Origin of the sequence: Rhodoflexus caldus, assembly GCF_021206925.1 — a bacterium.
GTDB lineage: Bacteria > Bacteroidota > Bacteroidia > Cytophagales > Thermoflexibacteraceae > Rhodoflexus > Rhodoflexus caldus.
Window position 1 is genome coordinate 162,415 of sequence record NZ_JAJPRF010000004.1, and the last position, 23,861, is coordinate 186,275.

Genomic DNA, 23,861 nt, shown 5'->3' on the forward strand with positions numbered 1-23,861 from the left:
AAACTAATGAAACACGCCCAAGCCAACTAATCCATTCCAAAAGTATTCGATGAAACCAGCGTAAAATCCGACGAGTCAGGCAGGTTATCGGACAAAATAAGCAAAAAACCCGATAAAGGCTTAAAAACAGTTAAAAGTAATGTTCAAGCAATAAAAACCATCTTTTCGCTTGTACATTGTTAGGACATGTTTTACTCTTGCGCAGAAGATATACTACCCCATCTTTGATAAATACCATTTATAAACTGCCTAAATAACAGACACTGTATGCTCATGCCTGTTGTAATGCTCGGCATCCTATGTGCTTGCTGTCCATTTTTGCAATCATGCTGTCCGTTTTCGGACATTATTGAACTGTTTTACCTGCCTATCTGTTAAAAAACTGTCTGATTAACAATCACTTAATACTTGTGGTATTGTATTAGATACTTGTTGTAACATTCAATTATCGGAAGCAAAAAATCGTCTCAGCACTAATGTATCGTTCATTTTTACTCACCCTTGGCAGCTTGTTTGTCTGTACCCAGTTTTTATTTGCACAAGTGCCTCAACAAGGGCAAGGCGCACAATGGCGCGAAAAAATCCAGTTGTTGCCTCCTCAACAACAAGAACAAATTCGCCAGTGGTTTTCGCAAGGCACTCGCCCGACCCCTGAGCAACTGCAACAAATCCAGCAGTGGATAGAAGCAGCGGAAAAAGCAGTCGCTACACAGGAGCCGCAGCAGCAAAAAGGCAACGGCAAAATCACAGGTACTGTATTGGATTCTGCCACCAAACAACCCGTAGAGTTTGCAACCGTTGCCCTTTTAGACAAAACAACCGGCAAACCTATTGACGGCACCATTACCAACGACAAAGGTCAATTCACCATTGCTAAGGTAGGTGCGGGCACTTACAAATTAGCTGTTAGTTTCGTAGGTTATCAGACCATCACGCTGGATAACGTAACGCTAGCCAATGACCGTGCAACGGTCAATTTAGCCAATATCATCCTTCCTGCCGAAGTCAAACTGCTGAACGAAATAGAAATAGTTGACCAAAAAGATTTGGTAGAAGATAAAATTGACCGCATCACCTACAACGCCGAGAAAGACGTAACCAATGCAGGCAGCGATGCTACCGAAGTGCTTCGGAAAGTTCCCTTGCTTTCCGTTGATTTGGATGGCAACGTACAATTGCGCGGCAGCGGCAACGTTCAGGTGTTAATCAATAACAAGCCCAGCACTATTATGGCGGCAAGCGTAGCAGATGCCTTGCGTCAGATTCCCGCCGAGATGATTAAGAGTGTAGAAGTGATTACCAGCCCCTCTGCCCGCTACGATGCCGAAGGAACATCGGGTATTATCAATATCATCACCAAGAAAAATACTATTCAAGGCATGAGCGGCAATGTCAATGTTTCTGCCGGCACCCGCAGCAGCAATATGGACGGAGGTCTGAACTTCCGCACCGGCAAACTGGGGCTTTCGCTCAATGGCGGCGGTCGTGCCGTGTACGTATGGAACGACGGCTATAACAACCGCACCAACTTTTTGCCCAACGGCCAAACCAGCTTTGTCAATCGGAATGACGACGGCTTCGGCTACCGCGTTTTCGGCCGTATGCAACTCAATGCCGACTATGAACTCAGCCCCAAGAGCAACCTTTCGGCAGGTATGCGCTTCGGCAAACGCGGCTTTTGGGACGACCAAAATCAAGCTACTGTTTTTGGGCAGAACAACGCCATTGTACGCCAATTTACACGCGATATCAACTCAACTGAGGTAAGCAATAACTATACATTCAATTTAGACTATAACCGCACTTTCAGCAAACCGCAACAGGAACTGGCAGTGCTTGCGCTCTACACGCTGAACAAAGGAACCGACCGCTATCAGTTAGACCAGTTCAACACGCTCAATCTGGTAGATTACCGTGAACGCAACGACAACCGCAACAGCAACCGCGAAATCACCCTGCAAGCGGACTATGTGCACCCCGTTACGGAAAGAAGCACTTTTGAAACAGGCAGCAAAGCCATCCTGCGCAAAGTAACCAGCAGCAACGACTTTGCTACCTTTAACTTTGAGCAAAATCAGTTTGTCATCAATCCCGCGCGAAACAATGCACTGGACTATGACCAAAACGTGATAGCTGCATATGCCAGCTACGGCTACACTACCAAATCCAAATTCGGCATCAAAGCGGGTGTTCGCTACGAATACACCGATATTGTCGGTGTACTGCCCTTAGACAACAGCCGTTTCACGCAAAACTTCGGCAACCTGATACCTAACATCGCCCTTTCAAAAACACTGAAAAAAGGGAACACTATCAAAGCCTCCTATAACCGCCGCATCCAGCGCCCGGGCATTGGCGTACTGAATCCGTTCGTAAACCTTTCCGACCCGAACAACATCCGCTTTGGCAACCCGCAACTGCTGCCTGAACTGACTCACAACACAGAGTTGAGTTATAGTGCTTTCATCAACCGCAGCTCGCTGACGGTCAGCACTTTCTGGCGGCAAACCAATAACGCTATCAGCACCGTTATTTCGGTGAATGAGTCGGGCATAGCCAGCTCTACTTTTGATAACGTAGCTCAGAACCGCGTACTGGGTGCAAGTGCCTTCGGTTCGGTGCAAGTTACTTCTGCATGGCGTGTAAGCGGTACGTTCAACGCTCTGTACGTACAGTTTGAAAGCCCTGCACTTGGCAGCAGCAACAGCGGCTGGCAGTACAGCGCTAACTTCAACACACAATACAGCTTTGGCAAAGGATGGAGTGCACAAGGTTTTGGCTTCGTCAATTCGCCGACCGTACAACTGCAAGGCACACAAGGTGTGTTCAGTTTCTACTCATTCGGTATCAAGAAAGACATCCTCAACAAAAAAGGTGGCATTACCTTAGGGGCAGACAACATTTTCCGTCAGGCACTGCGCATCGAGTCGCAATTTGCCACCGATACTTTCCGTCAGGATATTCTGCGCAATGTATATAACCGCGCCGTTCGCATCACGTTTAACTACAACTTCGGCAAAATGGGCTTTGGCGACCAGCAACGCTCTTCACGCCGCAAAAAAATCAATAACGACGATGTGAAACAGGGAGAGCAAAACGACCAGCAACAATAAATCACACACCACAAACACCACACATGCAAACATGAGTCATCTTTGATTGTAGAAGTGCACGTCGCTATTGTTACGGATTGCGCCGGTCATTGGACTGAAAAGGTGTCTTTCCCATGCGAAATAAACCGACAACCTGTATTTTTCACATAGCGGCGTGCACCGATGACTCACTAATAACTCCGTAAGCAACTATCAGTTCATCTGCGGAAAAACCGTTACGCGGATTTGCGGCTTTTCGCCACGCGGAACAATCACAATAAAACTGTTCTCACGAGTACGGTTGCGTTGCAGCATGTAGCCTACAATGATGTTGTCGGAACGGGTTTCGGTTTTGCCGTCGGGCAACTTTACATCATAGCGATGGGTAAAATACACGGGGTCGTTGCGCAGGCTGATGTCCATACTTCTGGAAGTGAGGCGCGCCCCGGTGGCATTGAGGCAGTCAAAGGCTGCTAAACGGAGCATTTGGTCATTGATAAAACCCGGGCGCTCGTTGCCCGTCAGGCGGAGGCCGATTTCACAGGCACTGAAATTAGTTACAAACGCCGTAATTGTATACCGGTCAAATACTTCTTTGCCTACTTCGCGGGTAGAAACATTCGTAATCCGATAGCCTACGCGCAGGCCGTTGTATTCCATGGTTTCGCCGTCTTCCATCAATTTTGATTCTTGGGCAAACGCCATTGCAGGCAACACGCATACAAGGAACAGATAGAGGTATTTCATAGTTGTATGAAGTAAAATTTAATGACAAGTTGTTGCTCAACAAAAATGAAGCCTATTTACCCTTATAGACCATTTCGCCTGCCCGAATAGGTACTTTCAGGCGATTTTCCGGTGGCGGAATAGGACAACTGTAATTATCGTTGTAGGCGCAATAAGGGTTATACGCTGTGTTAAAGTCCAGCACAATCTGGTCGCGGCGACCTTTGGGCAAGGGGATATCCATGTAACGACCCGTTTCATAAGTTTCTTCGCCATTGGTGGGGTCATTAAACGGCACAAACAGAATTTGCGGCGATTCGCTGCTGACAAAAAGGGTGAGCGCGTGCTGTTCGCCGTTGAGTCGGAAGCGGGCAATGCCGTAGCGCCGCATCAGGCGATCTTCGCCGGTGGTGGTTTGCAGGCGGAGTGTGGCTGTATCGGTTTCGGGAATAAGCGTCAGGTCGGCAGTCAGGCGATAAGACGCATCTATGGGGAAATAGCTAAGTCCCTTGAACTTTTTGCGCAGCGCCGGTTCTATGGGCGACTCTTCGTCTTCCCTGAAAAACTCTTCTTTTTCTTTGCGTTCCTCCTGAATACCTTCTACGTAGCGGTCATTCATTTGCAGGTCGCTGAATGAGTAAAAAATAACAAACAGCAACACCACGGCAATGGCAGAAAAAAGCAAATAGTTGGTTCTCACGTGTTGGTAAGGGTTATTGTTTGAACAAATGTAAGCAGAATATCGGATACCATCCGTTAAATTTGCCTGTAACAAAACCGTAACCAATCGCAGTTTATGAAAACCATTCGCCCTGCCGATATCCCCACCGTACAGATGCACGCCCTGATGTTAAGCAGCATAGGGCCGCGCCCCATAGCATTTGCAAGCACCGTCAGCCGCGACGGACAGGTGAACCTCAGCCCTTTCAGTTTTTTTAATTGCGTCGGCTCCAATCCGCCGATATTGGTATTTTCGCCTGCCCGCCGTGTGCGCGACAACACCATTAAACACACACTGGAAAACGTATATGAAGTGCCCGAAGTGGTTATCAATATTGTTAACCACGACATCGTGGAGCAAATGTCGCTGGCAAGCACCGAATACGAAAAAGGGGTGAATGAGTTCGTCAAATCGGGGCTGACCGAGTTGGCCTCCGAAATGGTGCGCCCGCCGCGTGTAAAAGAGTCGCCCGTGCAGTATGAGTGCAAAGTCCGCCGCATCATCCCGCTGGGCAATCAAGGCGGTGCCGGCAACCTGATTATATGCGAAATAGTGCTGGCTCACTTCCGAGAAGATATTTTTGACAGCAAAGGACAGATAGACCCGTTTAAATTGGACTTGGTATCGCGCATGGGCGGCGACTGGTATTGCCGCGCCAACGGGAATGCGCTTTTTGAAGTTGCCAAACCTGTTGCACGCCTTGGCATAGGCGTGGACAACCTGCCCGAGGCTATACGCCTCAGCCCTGTACTGACAGGCAATCACTTAGGCAAGCTCGGCAATACGGAGTCCCTACCCGACCCTTACTCACTTGCGGCTGTATCCATCCCTGCCGGTTTTGAACATCTCAGCGGGCATCATCTGGCAGCGGCACTGCTGGATGCCAACCTGATAGATGCTGCTTGGAAAGTTTTATTAGCCTCCTGAAATGCGAAAATGGTTAAGGGTTCGTTATACTGTTGTTAAATTTAAGTTAGCCCCCTTATGAAATCACACATCTACACCGCCCTTACCACTGCGCTGCTGCTGAGTGCCGCCTGTTCGTCTTCGCGGCAAGAGAGCAGCACCACTAATTACGCCGATGAAATCCATCAATGGCACAGCGAGCGGATTGAGTCGCTCAAAAAAGAAGACGGTTGGCTCAACTTGGCAGGGCTTTTCTGGCTGCGCGAAGGCAAAAACAGCATAGGAGCCGATGAGCGCAACCAGATTGTTTTTCCAAAAGGGAAAGCGGCAGACCGCCTCGGTATTTTAGTACTGGAAAACGGGAGAGTGCGTTTTACGGCTGACCCTACGGCCACTGTTACCGCAGACGGTGTACGCATTACCGATTCGCTTATTTTCAGCGAAGAGCAGAAAAAGCCCGTTGTACTTGCGCACGGTTCGCTGCGATGGTTCATTATCAAGCGGGGCAATAAATATGGCGTGCGCCTTCGCGACTTGGAACATCCGGCTGTCAAAAGTTTTACGGGCGTTGCTCGGTACGACATAGACCCGCGCTGGCGGCTCCGTGCACGCGTGGAGCCTGTTTCAGACACGCATAAAATAGCCATTACCGACGTATTGGGGCAAGTAAGTTATCAGCCTTCCCCCGGCACATTGGTGTTTGACTGGCAAGGAAAAAACTATCGCTTAGATGCGGTGGAAAGCGGCGATAAGTTGTTCATTCTTTTTGCCGACGAAACCAATAAAAAGCAAACCTATGCTGCCGGCCGATTCTTGTATGCAGACAAACCCGACAGCACCGGCCATACTATTCTGGATTTTAACAAGGCAATCAATCCGCCCTGTGCCTTTACCGAATTTGCCACCTGCCCGTTGCCGCCGCCGCAAAACCGCTTGGCAATTGCCATCAAGGCAGGCGAAAAACGCTACGGCAAAGGGCACTAAATCGGCTTGCGCAGTATCAGTTGTGTGGTGATGGTTTGATTCCCGCGCCGCACACTGATGCTGATTTTGCGCCCGGGTTTGCTTTGGAAAAGTGCCATAATCTCCGTCAATCGCAACGAGAAGGCATTGCGCTTATTAATGTTCAGAATTTCATCGCCCGGCAGCAGACCGGCTTCAGCGGCAGGCGAGCGCGGGCTTACTTCCGAAATCGTAAACAGTGGCAACCCCGGGATAGGCGTAATAATCTCCATGCCGCTAAGGTTGTAGTTGAACGGTTCTTTAAAAAATGAGTTGGGTTTCAGATAAATTTTACCGCCTTCGTAGTCCATAAATACCCGAAACCGTTTCAAAACATCTGACCCCAATTGGCCGTTTCTTTGGCTGCTGCCCGCAAACATGCCAAGCGATGCCGAATCAGGATAAGCCGCCGTTACGTCTTTCAGTATGTACTTGCCTACTTCCAAGGCCTCAATGCGCCCAAGTTTGCCGTGAATATCGCCGCTTAACCCCTGCCCCAAATAGGCCTCAATGTATTGGGGCGGATGAGTAATGTCGGGATGGGAGAGCACATCCAGCGAAACGGCACTGCTGGCACCTGTATCAATCAACAAGCGTACTTTTACTCGTTTGCCGTTAGCCTGACGCACATAACATTCCACATAGGGTTTGCCATCCTCTACCGAAATGGGGAGCGCATGTCCCCGCAACTTTTTGCGATAGTGCTTGGGGTCGTACAAAGTAAGCCGACGAGTTTCATAGTCTATCTCTACGATAAAATCTTTGAAAAAATCGTAGCCGATAATGCCGTTTACATACATGCCCAACTTTTTGGAAAGCATAAAAACATCCTGCATCAGAATCAGCAGGTCGTGGTTGCGTGCCATCAGGTGAGGGGTAAAAGCAAACAGGTTGCCGTAGGAAAGCAGCGCCTCCAAGTCATCTCCTGCACCCAAGCCGCGGATTTTGATTTTTCGGGCGTTGGCAAATTGTAGAGAATCCCCAACATTGAGCGAGGTAATCAAAGGCGTTTTAACGCCTGTATCTACAATAAACCTGAGGCTGTCTGACCCGTTGATGGAAACAGGAATGATTATCAGGTTATTGGCAAGCCTGAAAGGTATCGTAACCGATTTTACTTTGGGATTCATCAGGTAGAGGTTGCGCATAAAAAGCGGCTGCCCTTCTGCCGTTGATTTTGAAACCGAACGACATCCTGCAAGCAGTGCTATCAACAACATAACAGCGCCTATACGCAGTAAAGATTTCACCATACCCTATTTGGTTTATTTAAGCCTATAACAAAATTTTGCTATGGGCAGTTTTGTACTTTTTGTTGCGGCAGCGGCAAAGCCCTCATTCCGATAACATTTGAAAGAACGGAAGTTTACCAAAGCAATGCTTGCTTGCGGTACAACTTGACGCATGCAATTTGGCTACTGTCAAATTACAACAAAAAATAGAAACAGCCTTTGCAAAAAACTTGTAATGGCTTATCGGGGGCAGGTTTTCCTAAAAATCATTCAGCGGATTACCCGAAGGCGGCACATAAGAGGCCGAATCCAGCCGAAGGGCTTTTGCCTTGGAACAGTCCAGTTCTACGGTAAGTTTTTCGGGCTTGGGAAACTCGCCTTTAGTATTGTAAGGTTCTAAACGAGGGTCGGCAAAAATCTTGTCCATATAGATACCGAATGCAGGCATGGCCATGCGCGAACCCTGCCCGTAGTCGCCTGTGCGGAAGTGAATACTGCGCTCATCGCCGCCTACCCATATGCCGGTAACCAAGTCTTTGGTCATGCCCATAAACCAACCGTCGGAGTAGTTTTGGGTAGTACCGGTTTTGCAGGCCACTTGCGTCCCCTGACGGAACTTGTAGCGATACAGTCCCAAACCGGTTCCGTTACGCTCTTCGGTAGCGCCGCGCAGCATGTAGGTCATAATGTACGCCTTTTCTTCGTCAAAAACTTCGCGCTTTTGCGGGATGAACCGATAGAGCACTTTGCCGTTTTTATCGGTGATGTGGGTGATGTAGGTAGGCTGAATCCAAACACCTTTATTGACAAAGGTGGCGTATGCGCCTGTCAAATCATACACGGAAACATCGCCACCTGCCCCCAAAGCAAGCGAAGGCACTTCGTCTAAGGGGGTGGTAATACCCATTTTACGGGCATATTCAATTACTCTGCGCGGTTGAATGCGTCGCATCAGAAAAGCGGCAGTGGTGTTGATAGACTGTGCCAATGCCTGCCGCAGCGTGTAAGTATTGCCGGTGTATGCGCCGAAGTTTTTGGCAGTCCACGTTTCGCCGCTTTCCAAGACAAAGGTTTGCGGCGCATCCACTACTTCGGTGCAGGGAGAATAGGCCTGCTCGCTGATGGCAGTAGCATACACAATCGGCTTGAATGCCGAGCCGGGCTGACGTGCCCCCTGCTTCACATGGTCATAGTTGAAAAACTTCTGATTTACGCCGCCTACCCATGCTTTTACATAGCCGGTGTGGGGGTCCATGCTCATCATACCGGCATGAAGAAACTTTTTGAAATATTTTACGGAGTCAATCGGACTCATTACCGTATCTATTTCGTTGTTTTTGGCCGTCCAACTGAAAACTTTCATGCGAACGGGCTTATTCAGTTCGCGGTAGATGGATATGGAATCGTCTCCGTAGATGCTTTTTAGTACGCGGTAGTGTTCTGTTCGTTTAACAGCCCTGTCAATAAAGTTGGGTAGTTCGCGAAAATTTTCATCTACCCACGGATTACGGCCTTTCCAATGTGCAAAAAACTTGCCCTGCAATTCTTTCATGTGCTCGGCAATGGCTTCCTCGGCATAGCGCTGCATACGTGAGTCAATGGTGGTGTAGATTTTCAACCCGTCGGCAAAAAGGTCGTAGCCGTTTTTGGCACACCACGCAAGCAAGTCTTTGCGCACTTCCATGCGGAAGTAGGTGGCAATACCGCTGGTGTGGTCATCGGACTGTACGGCATCTACTTTGATAGAAGCACGCTTGTAGCGCTCGGCCTCCGCTTCGCTGATAAATCCGTATTTTTCCATTTGTTCAATAACCGTATTGCGGCGCATCAATGCCAATTCAGGGTTGCGTATGGGGTTGTATCGTGTGGGCGCTTTCAGCATACCTACCAGCACGGCTGCCTGCGGCACGGTAAGGCTGTCGGGGGTTGTGTTGAAATAGGTACGTGCCGCTACTTTCACGCCAAAAGCATTGTTGCCAAGTTCTACCTCGTTGAGGTACATGGTAACAATTTCGCGTTTGGTGTAGGAGCGCTCCAACTGAATGGCAAGAATCCACTCTTTGGTTTTGGCAATGACCGTTCCGAGCAGCGGCAGGTCGCTCAACGAACCTTTCAGATTTTGGCGGGTACTGAACAGGTTTTTTGCCAACTGCTGGGTGATGGTACTACCGCCGCGACGCTTGCCGCGCAGCAAGTCAAAAAATATGGAAAACGTACCGCGAAAGTCTATCCCCGAATGGTCTTCAAACCGAATGTCTTCGGTGGCATACAAAGCATTGAGCAAGTTGGGCGAAATTTCTTCGTAGCGGACGGGCGTGCGATTCTGACGGAAATATTTACCCAGCAATACACCATCGGCAGACCACAGCTCTGAGGCTACTTCCGACTTGGGGTTTTCTAACTTGGTGAGGTCGGGCATGCCGCCAAACAAGCCCCCCCAATCGTTACTGACTGCCAGCACCCAAACTCCCAGAAACAAAAAACCGGCGACAACCAGCGTCCAGCCTAAACGTATGATTCGCAGATACATCCTATCCTAATGCTTACGATAAAGCACAAAAGTAACAAAAAGGCACTCAACTAAATTCCGTCAAAAAGTATAAAACTTTCCATGTACTCCGGTATAATCACATTGTGCCAGTGCAGTTGGGTTTCAATGGCATTTTTCAGCGCTTCGGCCGATTCTTTTTCCCCGTGTGTAATAAAAGTCATCTTAGGTGCGCTCCGAAATGCCCCTAACCAATGCATCAGCCCGTCATGGTCGGCATGTGCAGAGAAATAGGGCAGCTCGCGGATGCGGCACTTGACAGGCACATATTCGCCAAACATTTTGATTTCTGTTTCACCTGCGAGCAGGCGCTTGCCTCGCGTGCCTTCTGCCTGATAGCCTACAAACAGCACCGTGTCCTGCGGACGATACAAGCGGTTGTACAAATGGTGAACAATGCGCCCGCCTGTGGCCATGCCGCTTGCCGAAATGATTACAGCACCCGAGCGAATGTCATTAATCCGCTTAGATTCGGCCACTTCCAAGCAATAATGAAGCGAGGGGAAATGGAACAACTCATCGGCATCGTAGTGCTTAGACTGCTCGTCAAGTGCTAAGTGCTTGGCATACAAACGTGTGGCTTCTATCGCCATAGGGCTGTCCACATACACGGGGAAAGGTTTCAGGCGACGGGTTTCAAAAATCTTTTTGAGGTAATACAGCATATTTTGCGTGCGCCCCAAGGCAAAGGCCGGAATCAGTAAACAGCCGTCTTCGGCAAAGGCGCTTTCTATCTCTTGCGCCAGTGCTTCCAACACATCTACCTGCGGCACCACACGGCCGCCATAGGTAGATTCCACAATCAGGCAATCGGCCTCCTCCAATAAGGTTGGAGAGTTCAGCAAGGGGTCGTGGCTGCTGCCCAAATCGCCTGAAAATACAATTTTTTTCTGCTGATATTCTCCCTGAACGGTCAATATGAGCGATGCCGCACCCACAATGTGCCCGGCATCTTCATAGCGAAGGCTGATGTTATCCCGCAAGTCAAAGTCGGTGCGAATGGGCACGCCGGCTATCAGCGGCAATACATCCTCCACATCTTTAACCGTGTACAGCGGCAACGGCGTACTGTGTTTGGAATAGCCTTTTTTGGCAGCATAGGCGGCTTCTTCTTCCTGCAATTTGGCAGAATCTTTCAGCATCATCGGGATGAGGTCTGCCGTTGCTTCTGTGCAATAGACAGTGCCGCGGAAACCCTGTTTGTAAAGGCGCGGCAAATAACCGATGTGGTCTATATGGGCGTGGGTCAGCACAATGGCATCTATGGTATCAGGCTCTACGGGAAACAACTCCCAATTGCGCAAACGCAACTCTTTCAGCCCCTGAAACAGGCCACAGTCCACCATCAGCCGAAAGTTATCAATGTCTAAAATGTATTTGGAACCCGTAACGGTTTGGGCAGCCCCAAGGCACTTAAAAAGTATTTGCATGGTTTGGTTGTCGGTTAGGTTTAATGGTAGCAAGTTACACGGTAAATGTTGTTTATACGCAAATATGTCGGACATTTGCAACTTCTTGCCGAAAAATCGGTTGTTAAGAAGCCGTTCATTCTACTTTCCCGAAAAATTAACTTTTTGTTCTTATGCTTGATGAAACTCTGTACTGGCAAATTGTGCACAACGCCGATGCTAATCTGCTGCACATCACATGGAAGGGAACTGCTGCGGATATGCCGGAGAACGAATTTAAAACCCATCTGCTTCGTTTTGTAGAGTTACTTCGCGCAACGGAAGCCAAAAAATTTCTGGTAGATGCCTCTGCGGGACATTTTATTATGCTGCCTCACATACAGGAGTGGCACGACCGAACAATCGTACCCCAATATAAAGCAATGGGTATCAGGCGCATTGCCTTTGTTTACCCCGATGATATCGCGCAGGCCATGTCGTTAGACCAAGCATTTGACGAAAAGCAAGCCCAGCAACTGCTGACTCGTTTCTTCAGCTCGATGGATGAAGCACAGGCTTGGGTGAAGGTCTAAATCTGTTACTTCCATCAATCATAAGAAAAGCCATCCCCGTTTAGAGATGGCTTTTCAGTTTTACTTAGGATGTTCTGAATTAGTTACCGCCGCGGCGCATCATCATTCCGCCACCTTGTGCACCCATTTCTTTCATGCGTTCTTCCACAATTTTCTGGAACTCCGCACGGGTTACTTTCTTGCCTTCCGAAGGTGCTTTCAAATCGGCTTTGGCAGGCGTCTTTGTGCTGATGCTGACAGGGCGAAATACTACAAAATCATCGTTTACGTTCACTTCCAACACGGTTCCGGGCAGGGAGTGAAACCTGTCAGGGCCTACCGGAGCAAGCAGTTGGTCAGCATACCAAGCCACTACTTGCACTTTGCGGTTCATAAATTCGTCTTCCATCGTGGCTTTTTTGCAGGCGTAACCGTTGATGGTTTTTTCCTCATCTTCAAATTTCCATGACCGCACTTTCAGCGTGTCCTCAATCAGGAATTTTTTACCCATGAACTCGCGCAGTTCCAGCCATTGCTGGGTTTGGAAGTTCAAATAAGTAGAACCCATGTTGCGCATCCAACGCATCATGCCGCCGCGTCCACCGCTGCCGGACTGCATATCGTCATCGTCTTCTTCCACGGGCTTATATACCGACTCGTTGGCGTTGAAAGCCAACTGCATCCGCTGTGTCATAAATTCGGGAATCATGCTTTTCATTGACTCGCGCTCGGGCGGCAGGTTCCGATGCAGATTGACCTTCATTTCATACACAATAGTTCCTTCTGAGGTTTGAGCCTGTGCGGCAATGGTCAGCAAAGAAAAAAAGGCTAAAGCAATCCAGTTTCTTTTCATGCGATTGTACAAATTAACTATGGGCAAATGTACGCCAAACATGTTGTAATGCAGTGTTAATCAGACTGAAAGTAATGTTAATCAAGGTTAATAAAAGCGTGCAATGCGGCAAAAGTTTTTTTCCTTTGATTGAAAAATTAGCGAATTTATTATGCGTCCAACTACCGGCAAACCACTTTTACCTGTTCTGTTGATGACGGCAAGCCTTGTGTTGCTGTTGATATTGCAGTTTTTGTGGTTAAGCAAATCGTTCAACGATGCCCGCCAAGGTGTGCGCCGCGAATTAGGGAACATCTTTGAGCACAGCGTGCGGCATATTCAGGATTCGCTGGCCATGCGCCTGATGGATTCGCTGGGTATTAACAGCGACTCCATCGTGCGCCTCATGATACCGCCGCGTCCGGCCGATATGCACAAAGCAATTGTCCGTGAAGGCAAACCGCTGCCCGCCAATACCGATTCGGCCAAAAGTAAGACCTTTATCGTATCACTCAGCGCCAAAAGCGACTCGCTCAGCAAAAGTTACCTGAGGTTCTCTCCCCGACGGATGCGCTTTGTTAATTCCATGGGCTTGCTGGCTGCCGGCATCCGCATAGACAGCACCCTGATTATCCGCCGATGTATGGCAGAAATAGCCGAGAGGCAGTTGGTTGTCCGCCAAGTGGCCATATCTTCGCTGCAACTGAGCGCACCGCCCACCGAAGATGAATGGCGAGCCATGCGCGACAGGGAATCCGCCGAACCTCACATCCTCCGCGAGCGTGTATTCATCCTGCCCGGCATAGGCTACGAAGCCCGCATAGAAGGTTTTTCGTGGAATGTGTGGCAGCAGATTATGCCCCTCATACTTTTCTCTGTTTTTCTTACCTCTATCACCATCGCCGCGTTTGCGCTGATGTATCGCGCACTGCGGCAACAACAGCGGCTTGCCGAGCTTAAAAACGACTTCATCGGCAATGTAACCCACGAACTCAAAACTCCCGTTGCCACCGTAAGCGTGGCCATTGAAGCACTCAACAGTTTTAATGTGCTGCAAAATCGGGAAATTACCGCCGAGTACCTCGCCATCTGCAAAACAGAACTCAAACGCCTCTCGCTGATGATAGACCAGATTATGAAAATTGCCATTTTTGAAGAAAAAGGCATCCATCTGGAAAAAAATAATGTGGATTTGCAGGAAATTATCCAAAGCGTTATCAGTTCCATGCGTCCGCAATTGCAGCATTTTGATGCATGGGTAAATTTCCACAGCGAGGGCGAAACATGGAAAGTCCGCGGCGACAAGACGCACCTGACCAACATTGTATTCAATTTGCTGGAAAATGCCTTAAAATACAGCCCCGAAAACCCGCAGATAGATGTAAAACTGGTAGAAAAAGAAAACGAGTTGCTCATTGCAGTAAGTGACAACGGCATAGGTATTCCGGCAGAGTATCACAAGAAAATTTTTGACAAATTTTTTCGCGTACCAACGGGCAACGTGCACAACGTAAAAGGTTACGGGTTGGGGCTAAGTTATGTGGCAAATGTTGTGAAAAGTCATGGAGGAGATATTACTTTGCAAAGCACTCCCGGGCAGGGCAGCACCTTCATTGTGCGACTGCCTAAACTGAAAGTAACTGCTCGCCAATGGCAATATGAACCCTTCATCTTTTAAAATTCTTTATGTAGAAGATGAGCAGTTTTTGGGGCGAATCGTGAAAGACAGCCTCGAAAGCCGCGGTTTTCAGGTTTTAATGCTGCCCGATGGCAGACAAGTCATTGAACAGTTCAAACGCTTTCAGCCGCATATTTGCGTGCTGGATGTTATGCTTCCCTATAAAGACGGCTTTACCATTGCACAGGAAATCAGACAGTTAGAACCCAAAATACCTATCCTCTTCCTAACCGCCAAAACACAGGCGGAAGATGCCGTGCAAGGCTTTCAGTCAGGCGGTAATGACTATATCCGCAAGCCTTTCAGTTTGGAAGAGTTGATTGTACGCATCCAAAACCTGCTGCAACTTACACAAGGGCAAACAACAGCGCGCAGCGATGGCACTATCACCATCGGGCGCTATCATTTCCTGCCGCAGCGCTACGAGCTCCGCCTCGGCGATGAGGTGCGCAAACTCTCCCACCGCGAGTCGGAACTACTTTCCATTTTTGCAGAAAACCAAAACAAAATCATCAACAGGCAAGACATCCTGATGCGCGTATGGCGCGACGATTCTTTTTTCAACTCCCGCAATCTGGATGTGTACATTACCAAACTGCGCGGACTGCTGAAAGACGACCCTTCCATTCAGATTTTGTCTATCAAAAACGTAGGCTACCATTTTCTGGTAGGGTAGCCCCCTCTCCTTCCGACAAACTACACCGGAGCAAAATAAATATTGCCCCAGAGTGGGTATATCCGCAAAACAGATGTAACTTTATTGTAACGTTTGCGCGTGTTTTCGATACAAGTTATTCACTTGTTTGCTCACCTATTAACCTGTTAATCAGCTATGGAATTCCTTGACCATTCATCTACCTTTTATCACATCATCACCGATTTGGAAGGTCGGTATGTGTATGTAAATGATTATTTCCTGAAAAAATTCGGCTTTGTAGCATCGGAACTCATCGGCAGCAATTTCAGCAACTCAGTGCACCCCGACGATGTGGAGCGCTGCAATCAGGTCGCTTATCAACTGATAATGAATCACGAAAAAACTATCCCCATTGATGTTCGCAAACCCGATAAACTCGGCAGTTATTTCTGGACAACATGGGAGTTTTCCATGGCAAAAGATGCAGAAGACCAACCTATAGGTATTCGTTGCATAGGTTTTGATATTACATCGGCACAAAAAGCCCGCAAAGATTTGGAAACCTACACCCAACGGCTGGAAAACCTGATGCAATTAGAGCAACACAAAAAAAACAGCGTTAAGAATGTATTGGCTACACTCCCCGATGAAGTTAAAGATTCGCTGATAGGCATTTTCGGCCTGATTCAGGTATTTAACTTTGATGATTATCAGGACGATTTCAACAAAGTGGTGATTGAACGCTTGGCCGAATACAGCGAAATTCTCGACAGACTCATTTTTGAGTAAGCAATTGAGTAATTTACAGCGTTCTTTTCGTTGGAATGCGGATTTTTAAATCATGCAAGTTATTTACTATTCACTTGATAATCAGTGTGTTTTACGTAAGAAAAATCAAAACAACACCGCTTGCACGAAAATGTGATTCCGTAAATTGTATTTTTCCGATGCGGGTAAATTTGTGTGCAACAGGCATGCCCTGTCCCTACATGTGCAACACAATACCGAATTAAATTTTTCCAAGATTCTGTAGAAAAATTCGCGTTAAATTATTGAAAAACAGTTGTTTAAAACCCGACAGGTTTCTAAAACCTGTCGGGTTTGTGTATAAATCCGAAATCTGCCCCCAGCCTGCCCGTTTTTCGCCAATCGCTCATTGGTAGGTGCGGTGTGGCAGTCTGCTGTTGGCCTTATTGCGGGCGGTATCCCCTACCGCGGATTACCATACCCGAACGTTTGCCGGTGTGCTTCCCGTCTGCCACAACAACACCGCCGTTTACTATCACGTAGCCAATACCTTGCGCATAGGCATGAGGTTTTTCAAAAGTAGCGCGGTCGCTGATGGTAGCAGGGTCAAAAATGACTACATCGGCCTGATAGCCCTCTCGCAGCAGCCCACGGTCAGTCAGCCCGAAGCGTTGGGCAGGCATGGAGGTCATTTTCCGAATAGCTTCTTCAACGGTGATAATTTTTTTGTCGCGCACATAAACGCCCAGCACCCGCGCATTGCTGCCATAGCCGCGGGGATGGGGTACATCTTTTCCAAAGCGATAAATTCCTGCATCGGAAGCAATCATTGTTAAGGGACTTGCCATAATTCTGCCGACATCTTCCTCGCTCATGCTGTGGTAAATCATTTGTGCGCCGCCTTTGAGCAGCATTTCCATAATGGTCTCAATTTCATCTTTGAGTTTTGTTTTGGTTTTGCCGAGCCGTTTGGCGGTAATTTGGGTGATGTTCAGCCCTTGGTAGGTGCTGTCGGGGCTGTAACGGGCTACGTAGGCATAGTCCATTCGTCCGGAATTGCTGCGCCAAGCCATGTTTTTGGCAATTTCATTGGCAATTTGCGCACGTATTTTAGGGTCAGTAAGGCGTGCCTGAACGGCGGAGTCGCCATCGGCGAGCGCCCAAGCAGGAAACAGCACGCCCAAATTGGTACTACTGGCAGGATAAGGGTACTGGTCTAAGTTTACATCAAGTCCCTCTGCACGGGCGCGTTCAATCACCGTCAGCATTTCGCGGCTGCGCCCCCAGTTGTTGTGCCCCGATGCCTTGAAGTGCGAAATTTGCATAGGGATGCCGCTTTGCCTGCCTATTTCCAACGTTTCGCGGATGGCCGCAATCACCGAGTCGGCCTCGTTGCGCATGTGGGTAGCGTAAACACCGCCGTATCGGGCTGCCACTTTTGCCAGCCCGACGATTTCTTCGGTTTTGGAATACGCGCCGGGGATGTAAATCAGCCCCGAAGAAAGCCCCAGTGCACCATCCAACATCATTTGCTCCATTATGGCTTCCATTTTTGCCTGTTCTTCAGGCGTAGGATCGCGGCGCGAAAGGCGCATCACCGCGCGGCGGATGGTATTATGCCCCGCCAGCGTCCCTACATTTGGCGAAATCCCGATGCTGTCCAACTCGCGAAAGAACTTCTTTAAGTCGGCAAATGAGCCGCCGCAATTGCCTGTAATAAGGGTAGTAACGCCGTCATAGATGAAATTTTCTGCCTGTGGTAATTCCTGAATGCTGCCCTCTATATGCGTATGTACGTCAATAAACCCCGGTGCAACTATCTGCCGACGGGCATCAATCACCTGCGCAGCCTGCACATCCGCCAGCCGCCCGATAGCGGCAATTTTACCGTCCTTAATGGCCAAATCGGCCTCATACCACGGATTCCCCGTTCCGTCCACAATGCGCCCGTTGCGTATGAGCAGGTCGTACTGTTGGGCTGTTGCGGAGGTTAGCGTAAACAAAAAAACTAAGAGCGTACCCAAAAACCGATATATCATTTTCATAAGCGCAGAATCGTTAATGCCTGTTAAGATAACAATTTTGGCTGTCGGAAAGTAGCGCCTGCGGTAATTGTTGCATACTTTTGATTAAAATTGCACGGAAGTTAGCCCCTATTTGGAACGTGAAGACACGCCGGTTAGAGCCTTACATAACAGCCTATCGTCATGCGCGGGAGAAATTCACTCGCACAAAATTCTATGCATGGTTCAATCGTTGGCCTTTCCGGGGGCAACCCAATGAGGGTACACTGCAAAAATGGTCGCGGCGCTGCTGGAAAGGGCTTATCTACTTCTTTATTGCTTTTTTTCTGTATTTCAAGGCAGTGGAATACAACTTTCTGTTTTTGTTTGGCGAAATGCCGAGCATCGCACAGTTAGAAAACCCTAAAATTCCTACCGCCTCCGAACTCTACACCGAAGACGGCGTATTGCTGGGGCGCTATTATTTGGAAAACCGCTCGCCTGTTAAATACGAAGAGATTTCACCTTACCTCATAAATGCGCTGATTGCTACGGAAGATATCCGCTTCTACGAACATTCGGGTATTGATTTAACAGCCTTGTCGTCGGTGATGGTCAATACTATTCTCGACATGGGCAAATCGTCGCGCGGTGGCGGCAGCACCATTACCCAGCAATTAGCCAAAAACCTGTTTAAAACCCGCGAGGGCGGTTCGCAAGGGCTGTTGGGCAGGGTTCCGCTGATTAAAACACTTGTTATCAAAACCAAAGAGTGGATAACGGCATTGAATCTGGAAAAGGCGTATTCCAAAGAGGAAATACTGACGATGTACCTCAATACCGTAGATTTCGGGAGCAATGCCTATGGCATCAAAACAGCCGCCAAAACTTTTTTTGCTACCACCCCTAAGCAGATAAACGTTCAACAGGCTGCCACACTGATTGGCCTGCTGAAAGCACCTACCTATTACAGCCCTATTTTGCGGCCTGAAAACAGCCTCCGCCGTCGCAATGTTGTGCTTGCACAAATGGAAAAATACGGATTTTTGGATAGCATCACGTTCGCCAAAGCGCAAAAAGCTCCGTTGGGCGTTCGTTTTACTACCGAAAATGCCGAAGATGGCGCAGGGACGTATTTCCGCGGGGTAATGAACAATTACCTGTTGAAGTGGTGTGAAGAAAACGGCTATGACCTCTACGCCGACGGGCTGAAAATTTATACTACGATTGATTCACACATCCAGAAATATGCCGAAGAAGCCGTGGAAGAGCGCATGAAGGAGATGCAGGAAAAGTTTTATGAGCACTGGCGCGGCATGAACCCTTGGCGCGACCGCAGCGGTAAAGAAATTCCCAATTACATTGAAAACGCCGTAAGAGCAACCAAATGGTACAAAGCGCTGGCAATCAAGCTAAAAGGTGATACTGCGGCTATCAACAAAATCATCAATACACCGCGCAGAATGACCGTTTTTTCTTGGCGCGGAGAGATTGACACGCTGATGAGCCCGGTGGATTCCATCAAATACTACAAACATTTTTTGCATAGCGGGCTAATGGCCATGGATCCCTACTCAGGCTACATCCGTGCATGGGTCGGGGGCATTAACTACAAGTATTTCAAATTTGACCACGTCAAGCAGTCGCGGAGGCAGCCCGGTTCTACCTTCAAGCCGTTTGTTTATGCTGCAGCCATTGATTCGTTCGGTTTTTCGCCCTGTTCCAAAATGATTGACAGCCCCATCACGATTAATTATGTGGAAAACGGCGAGAAAAAATTCTGGGCGCCTCATAATGCCGACTGGACTTACAGCTATGACACCGTTTCGTTGAGATATGGCATCGGGCGTTCGCTCAATACCATTGCAGCCAAGCTCATCAAAGAAATCGGCTGGCACTCGGTCATCAACTACGCCCGTAAAATGGGCATCACCAGCCCGTTGGATACCGTTCCTGCCGTAGGGCTTGGCACAAGCGATGTTTCCTTGTACGAAATGGTTGGCGCTTACGGCACATTCCTGAACGGCGGCGTTTGGACAGAACCCATGTTCATCACACGCATAGAAGACAAAAACGGGCGTATCATCCAACGATTTAACCCCAAAAGAAGGCGAGCATTATCGCCTGAAAGTGCTTTCCTGATGGTTTACATGCTGCGCGGCAGTATGCAGGAACCCGGCGGTACATCGGGGCGGCTGTACTCCTACCGCGGGCTTTGGGGCAACAATGAAATCGGCGGCAAAACAGGCACTTCCACCAGCCACGCCGACGGCTGGTACATCGGCATCACCAAAGATTTGGTGGCAGGCGTATGGGTAGGCGGAGAAGACAGAAGTATCCATTTCCGCACTTCCGACCTTGGCGAAGGGGCTAAAACAGCACTTCCCATTTTCGGTACTTTTTTGGAAAAAGTATATGCCGATACCACAGATTTAGGGGTTTCCAAAGGCAGATTCCCTACGGAAAAAGAACTCAAACTGCGCATTACCAAGCCGTATTTCTGCCCGACACCTATTAAACCCAAACCCGACAGCCTGCGAATAGCCGATTCACTGCGGCAGATACAGCAACTCCTCAATGTGAATTGAGCAAGGCAGGGTATTGTTTATTGCAATAACCAAGCTTTGGCAGTGTCAAAATCATCAAAGAAACGTTGATGAACGCTCACGGGCTTATTTGATTCTTCGGCTTCGGACAAAGTCAGTTCTAAGCTAAGTTGTGTGTAAAAGTCCTTGATGACCAAATACGCCACCTTATAAATGCCGGTGGCCATGCATTTAGGATACAGGTATTGGCTGAGCCAATCCTGTGTTTCCGGAGGAATGACATACATAGCATATCGGCTATCTACCAACGATAATCGGGGGCGGTATTTTTCACATGCCCGAAGGTATTGGAGCGCTACTTGACGACATTCTTCATCGGTCATATCGGGTGTGGTGTGCCATTCGCTGATGAGTAATTGATTGGCCGCATCATATTGAAAGCGAATGTATCTTTCAAGAAAAGACATAACAGAGACGAAATATTTTTGACAAAACCAATGTTACACCATGGAAATCATCGTGGGTTTTATTTGGAGCGAATCGCTGCCACAGGATCCATGCGGGCAGCCATCACCGCCGGCACAATACCCGAAATAATGCCGATGACCGAAGCCAGCACAAGCCCCAGCGCTATCCGCCCCATGCTCAGGCTGATTTCAAAACTTTCGGTAGAAAGCAAACTCAGCAACGACACGAGCAGCAGTCCCGCCACTCCGCCAATGATACACAGCAGAATAGCTTCGTAAAGAAACTGGAACAGAATAAAGAAATTTTTAGCACCCAATGATTTTTGTATGCCGATTAGGTTGGTTCGCTCTTTGACCGATACAAACATGATATTGGCGATGCCAAACCCGCCTACGAGCATAGAGAAAATACTGATAAACCAGCCGGCAGAAGTCATTACGGCAATGATACTGTCTAACAAGGCTGCAAACGCTTCGGGGCGATTCAGCGCAAAGTTGTCTTCCTCTCGGGGCTTCAATCCGCGATAGGCACGCAGCAGACCGCGGGCTTCATTTTCCAACAGCACCAACCCTTCATCGTTGTCATAGCCTTTCAGCATGATTTGCGGGCGCACCCCTCTGCGACGCCCTGCACTGAATAGTTTGGTCATGGCTGTGTAGGGAATCATGCAGACGTTGTCTGTACTGGGTGTGTTTAACAGTGTGCTGCCTTGCCGTTTCAGCACACCTATCACGCTGAACTTGTTGCCTCGGAGCGTTACCTGCTGCCCAACGGGGTCAGCATCGCCAAATAACTCCTTGGCAACGGTATAACCTAAAATCACGACATTGCGCCCCCGCTCATTTTCTTGCACATTGAAATATCTGCCGCGTTCTACATCTACCTTGCTGGCCAGATTGTACTGCTGCGAAACCCCCAACATATTAACGCCGCTCAGGCTGCTGTTCCTGAATTTGACCGTATTGTTACCTCTTACGGCAAAAACTGCCACGGCACTTGCCTCCGAAAGGTTGCGCTCCAAAAACTTAAATTCGTTGTAAGTCGGATTGGGACGCTGAAAATACTTCCACCAAGGATAGTCGCGGTCGGTAAAGTTCCATGGGAACACATCCACATAAATCACCTTGTCGCCCATGAACGCCAGACTTTGCCGAATGCCTTTTTCAATGGCATCAACCATTGTCAATACGCCAATGATGGCAAAAATACCGATAGTTACGCCCAGCAACGACAGCACCGTGCGCAGCAGATTCTCGCGCAGTGCACCCAAGGCAAAAAGGAAACTTTCAAAAATGAGTTTAATAGTCAGCCACATACAACAAAGCTACGAATTAACAGGCGTTTCCTCTCGCGTGAAATCACTTTTCCCGCCGCGTTTTTCCATCAATTTAATTTCCCGAATGATGATGTTGTGCGAAATGGCTTTGCACATATCGTAAATCGTCAGTGCGGCAATGGTTGCGCCCGTCAGTGCTTCCATCTCAACGCCTGTTTTGCCTGTTACACGCGCGGTGCAATTGATAACGATTTGGTCGGGCAAATGGGCGGTGATGTCTATGTCGCAACCATCCATGCCCAACGAGTGGCAAAGCGGAATAAGTTTATCGGTGCGTTTAGCGGCCATGATGCCCGCAATAATGGCTGTTTGGAAAACTGCGCCTTTGGGCGTGCGGATATCGCCGTTTTCCAAAAGCGCAAGAATATCGCTGCCTACGGAAACAAGAGCCTGCGCACGTGCCATGCGTATGGTAGCCGCCTTTTGGCTGATATCAACCATGCGCGGCTCTTGCGATTCGTTCAAATGAGTGAGCATGTATTACAGTTTAAAATGGTTTTGAAGCCGGTCTAAGTTGATGGCGGCACACTCCAATGGAGTACGGCTGCCGTAGGCTTCCTGTTCTATAATCCAGTATTTAATCGGACAGTTCTTTTTGGCATAGTCCAGAATCCGTTGCATTTCCAACCTGCCGTCGCCTAAGGTAGTGCTTTCGTTGGAGTCTTTTGCAAGGTCTTTTACGTGAATGGACTCAAAATATTTGGCATACTTGGTAATCCATTCCATGGGGTCTACTTTGGCAACCGACATATTGCAAATATCCAATTGCTGACAAACATATTTCAGGTCGCCTTCGCGCAGCATGATTTCATAGAGAGTTTCACCGTCAAATTTTTCTTCAAATTCTTGGTGATGGTTGTGAAACCCGAAGCGCAGCCCCATTTTATTGGCTTCCATGCCTGCATAATTCCAGCCTTCAATACCTGTTTTTACTTCGTTCAGGTTTTTCTTGTCCCACGGAAACCAAGGGCTGATGATGTGCTTTTGGCCTACCGTAGCGGCATCTTCTAATGTGGTTTTCCACAGGTCGGTTACTTTTTTGGCAGAAGCATCCCAGTGTTCTTTGCCGAAAAGCGTATGTCCGCTGGTCATTTTCATGCCCAAATCGGAAAGTATTTTCTTAAACTCCTTTGGTGCGTAGCCGTAAAACTTGCGGTCGCGGTAGTTGGCATGTTCTACCTGCCGATAACCCATTTTAGCAAGTGCCTGCAAGGTTTCCAGCGGCTTGTTTTTCATGTCCTCCCGAACGGAGTACAACTGAATGCTGATGTTCTTTTTGCTTGCAGGAGAGGCTAAACTTGTGCCCGTGGCAAGTACTGCCGTTCCGGCAATAGCACTGGTTTGCAGGAAGCGGCGGCGCGAAATAGTCGTTTTCATTTTCAGAAAAATTCACAATAAGAAAAGTAAAAGGTAATGTAGCGGGCGGT

The 23,861-nt window shown here is 48.4% G+C and carries 19 protein-coding genes; 8 read left to right on the forward strand and 11 right to left on the reverse strand.

Annotated elements, in window-relative coordinates:
• Positions 1-476 precede the first annotated feature (476 nt).
• Positions 477-3,113 (forward strand): TonB-dependent receptor domain-containing protein, encoded by a 2,637-nt coding sequence (locus NDK19_RS06970; RefSeq protein ID WP_250631142.1) that lies wholly within the window; start codon positions 477-479, stop codon positions 3,111-3,113.
• 192 nt (positions 3,114-3,305) lie between these two features.
• Here the strand turns inward: NDK19_RS06970 and NDK19_RS06975 are convergent, their stop codons facing one another.
• Together NDK19_RS06975 and NDK19_RS06980 are read right to left on the reverse strand one after the other, a co-directional pair.
• Positions 3,306-3,839, reverse strand: coding sequence for an ABC transporter permease (locus NDK19_RS06975; protein WP_250631143.1), 534 nt, complete (start codon positions 3,837-3,839; stop codon positions 3,306-3,308).
• 52 nt (positions 3,840-3,891) lie between these two features.
• Positions 3,892-4,518: a DUF1684 domain-containing protein gene (locus NDK19_RS06980; protein ID WP_250631144.1), complete on the reverse strand. Its 627-nt coding sequence runs from the start codon at positions 4,516-4,518 to the stop codon at positions 3,892-3,894.
• Positions 4,519-4,614: 96 nt separating this feature from the next.
• Here NDK19_RS06980 and NDK19_RS06985 point away from each other — a divergent pair, with 96 nt between their 5' ends.
• Both NDK19_RS06985 and NDK19_RS06990 read left to right on the forward strand, forming a co-directional pair.
• Positions 4,615-5,466, forward strand: a complete 852-nt coding sequence (locus NDK19_RS06985; RefSeq protein WP_250631145.1) for a flavin reductase family protein — start codon at positions 4,615-4,617, stop codon at positions 5,464-5,466.
• Positions 5,467-5,523: 57 nt separating this feature from the next.
• Positions 5,524-6,429 (forward strand): DUF1684 domain-containing protein, encoded by a 906-nt coding sequence (locus tag NDK19_RS06990; RefSeq protein WP_250631146.1) that lies wholly within the window; start codon positions 5,524-5,526, stop codon positions 6,427-6,429.
• Here NDK19_RS06990 and NDK19_RS06995 read toward each other — a convergent pair.
• From NDK19_RS06995 to NDK19_RS07005, 3 genes are all read right to left on the reverse strand, one after another.
• On the reverse strand, positions 6,426-7,700 hold the full coding sequence (locus tag NDK19_RS06995) for an aspartyl protease family protein (RefSeq protein WP_250631147.1): 1,275 nt from the start codon (positions 7,698-7,700) through the stop codon (positions 6,426-6,428). The genes NDK19_RS06990 and NDK19_RS06995 overlap by 4 nt on opposite strands.
• 238 nt (positions 7,701-7,938) lie before the next feature.
• Complete coding sequence (locus tag NDK19_RS07000) at positions 7,939-10,209, reverse strand: penicillin-binding protein 1A (protein ID WP_250631148.1); 2,271 nt, start codon at positions 10,207-10,209, stop codon at positions 7,939-7,941.
• Between the two features lie 50 nt (positions 10,210-10,259).
• A complete protein-coding gene (locus NDK19_RS07005; protein WP_250631149.1) occupies positions 10,260-11,657 on the reverse strand; it encodes an MBL fold metallo-hydrolase RNA specificity domain-containing protein in 1,398 nt (465 codons plus the stop codon).
• Between the two features lie 152 nt (positions 11,658-11,809).
• Between NDK19_RS07005 and NDK19_RS07010 the strand changes: the two genes are divergently transcribed.
• On the forward strand, positions 11,810-12,208 hold the full coding sequence (locus NDK19_RS07010) for a hypothetical protein (protein WP_250631150.1): 399 nt from the start codon (positions 11,810-11,812) through the stop codon (positions 12,206-12,208).
• 79 nt (positions 12,209-12,287) lie between these two features.
• On the opposite strand, the gene NDK19_RS07015 is transcribed toward NDK19_RS07010, so the two are convergent.
• A complete protein-coding gene (locus NDK19_RS07015) occupies positions 12,288-13,040 on the reverse strand; it encodes a GLPGLI family protein (RefSeq protein WP_250631151.1) in 753 nt (250 codons plus the stop codon).
• A gap of 151 nt (positions 13,041-13,191) precedes the next feature.
• On the opposite strand from NDK19_RS07015, the gene NDK19_RS07020 reads away from it, so the two are divergent.
• The 3 genes from NDK19_RS07020 to NDK19_RS07030 all read left to right on the forward strand — a co-directional run bounded on the left by NDK19_RS07020 (position 13,192) and on the right by NDK19_RS07030 (position 16,123).
• On the forward strand, positions 13,192-14,697 hold the full coding sequence (locus NDK19_RS07020) for a sensor histidine kinase (protein ID WP_250631152.1): 1,506 nt from the start codon (positions 13,192-13,194) through the stop codon (positions 14,695-14,697).
• Entirely contained in the window at positions 14,678-15,373 is a 696-nt protein-coding gene (locus NDK19_RS07025; protein WP_250631153.1) for a response regulator transcription factor, read from the forward strand. Before NDK19_RS07020 ends, NDK19_RS07025 begins: the two co-directional genes overlap by 20 nt.
• 156 nt (positions 15,374-15,529) lie before the next feature.
• Positions 15,530-16,123, forward strand: coding sequence for a PAS domain-containing protein (locus tag NDK19_RS07030; protein ID WP_250631154.1), 594 nt, complete (start codon positions 15,530-15,532; stop codon positions 16,121-16,123).
• A gap of 401 nt (positions 16,124-16,524) precedes the next feature.
• Here the strand turns inward: NDK19_RS07030 and NDK19_RS07035 are convergent, their stop codons facing one another.
• Complete coding sequence (locus NDK19_RS07035; RefSeq protein ID WP_317207162.1) at positions 16,525-18,126, reverse strand: N-acyl-D-amino-acid deacylase family protein; 1,602 nt, start codon at positions 18,124-18,126, stop codon at positions 16,525-16,527.
• Positions 18,127-18,245: 119 nt separating this feature from the next.
• Between NDK19_RS07035 and NDK19_RS07040 the strand changes: the two genes are divergently transcribed.
• Positions 18,246-20,672 (forward strand): penicillin-binding protein 1A, encoded by a 2,427-nt coding sequence (locus NDK19_RS07040; RefSeq protein WP_250631155.1) that lies wholly within the window; start codon positions 18,246-18,248, stop codon positions 20,670-20,672.
• A gap of 17 nt (positions 20,673-20,689) precedes the next feature.
• Here the strand turns inward: NDK19_RS07040 and NDK19_RS07045 are convergent, their stop codons facing one another.
• The 4 genes from NDK19_RS07045 to NDK19_RS07060 are packed head-to-tail and all read right to left on the reverse strand — an operon-like array spanning position 20,690 to position 23,811.
• On the reverse strand, positions 20,690-21,097 hold the full coding sequence (locus NDK19_RS07045) for a hypothetical protein (RefSeq protein WP_250631156.1): 408 nt from the start codon (positions 21,095-21,097) through the stop codon (positions 20,690-20,692).
• A 59-nt stretch (positions 21,098-21,156) separates the two neighbouring features.
• Positions 21,157-22,413: an ABC transporter permease gene (locus tag NDK19_RS07050; protein ID WP_250631157.1), complete on the reverse strand. Its 1,257-nt coding sequence runs from the start codon at positions 22,411-22,413 to the stop codon at positions 21,157-21,159.
• Between the two features lie 9 nt (positions 22,414-22,422).
• A complete protein-coding gene (gene moaC, locus NDK19_RS07055; RefSeq protein ID WP_250631158.1) occupies positions 22,423-22,911 on the reverse strand; it encodes a cyclic pyranopterin monophosphate synthase MoaC in 489 nt (162 codons plus the stop codon).
• A 3-nt stretch (positions 22,912-22,914) separates the two neighbouring features.
• A complete protein-coding gene (locus NDK19_RS07060; protein WP_250631159.1) occupies positions 22,915-23,811 on the reverse strand; it encodes a TIM barrel protein in 897 nt (298 codons plus the stop codon).
• Positions 23,812-23,861: the final 50 nt, after the last annotated feature.

Bases quoted from the DNA above. Each gene is read 5' to 3' on its own strand.
- NDK19_RS06970 (WP_250631142.1), top strand. From the start codon at position 477: ATGTATCGTTCATTTTTACTCACCCTTGGCAGCTTGTTTGTCTGTACC.
- NDK19_RS06975 (WP_250631143.1), bottom strand. From the start codon at position 3,839: ATGAAATACCTCTATCTGTTCCTTGTATGCGTGTTGCCTGCAATGGCG.
- NDK19_RS06985 (WP_250631145.1), top strand. From the start codon at position 4,615: ATGAAAACCATTCGCCCTGCCGATATCCCCACCGTACAGATGCACGCC.
- NDK19_RS06990 (WP_250631146.1), top strand. From the start codon at position 5,524: ATGAAATCACACATCTACACCGCCCTTACCACTGCGCTGCTGCTGAGT.
- NDK19_RS06995 (WP_250631147.1), bottom strand. From the start codon at position 7,700: ATGGTGAAATCTTTACTGCGTATAGGCGCTGTTATGTTGTTGATAGCA.
- NDK19_RS07000 (WP_250631148.1), bottom strand. From the start codon at position 10,209: ATGTATCTGCGAATCATACGTTTAGGCTGGACGCTGGTTGTCGCCGGT.
- NDK19_RS07005 (WP_250631149.1), bottom strand. From the start codon at position 11,657: ATGCAAATACTTTTTAAGTGCCTTGGGGCTGCCCAAACCGTTACGGGT.
- NDK19_RS07010 (WP_250631150.1), top strand. From the start codon at position 11,810: ATGCTTGATGAAACTCTGTACTGGCAAATTGTGCACAACGCCGATGCT.
- NDK19_RS07015 (WP_250631151.1), bottom strand. From the start codon at position 13,040: ATGAAAAGAAACTGGATTGCTTTAGCCTTTTTTTCTTTGCTGACCATT.
- NDK19_RS07020 (WP_250631152.1), top strand. From the start codon at position 13,192: ATGCGTCCAACTACCGGCAAACCACTTTTACCTGTTCTGTTGATGACG.
- NDK19_RS07025 (WP_250631153.1), top strand. From the start codon at position 14,678: ATGAACCCTTCATCTTTTAAAATTCTTTATGTAGAAGATGAGCAGTTT.
- NDK19_RS07030 (WP_250631154.1), top strand. From the start codon at position 15,530: ATGGAATTCCTTGACCATTCATCTACCTTTTATCACATCATCACCGAT.
- NDK19_RS07035 (WP_317207162.1), bottom strand. From the start codon at position 18,126: ATGAAAATGATATATCGGTTTTTGGGTACGCTCTTAGTTTTTTTGTTT.
- NDK19_RS07045 (WP_250631156.1), bottom strand. From the start codon at position 21,097: ATGTCTTTTCTTGAAAGATACATTCGCTTTCAATATGATGCGGCCAAT.
- NDK19_RS07050 (WP_250631157.1), bottom strand. From the start codon at position 22,413: ATGTGGCTGACTATTAAACTCATTTTTGAAAGTTTCCTTTTTGCCTTG.
- moaC (WP_250631158.1), bottom strand. From the start codon at position 22,911: ATGCTCACTCATTTGAACGAATCGCAAGAGCCGCGCATGGTTGATATC.
- NDK19_RS07060 (WP_250631159.1), bottom strand. From the start codon at position 23,811: ATGAAAACGACTATTTCGCGCCGCCGCTTCCTGCAAACCAGTGCTATT.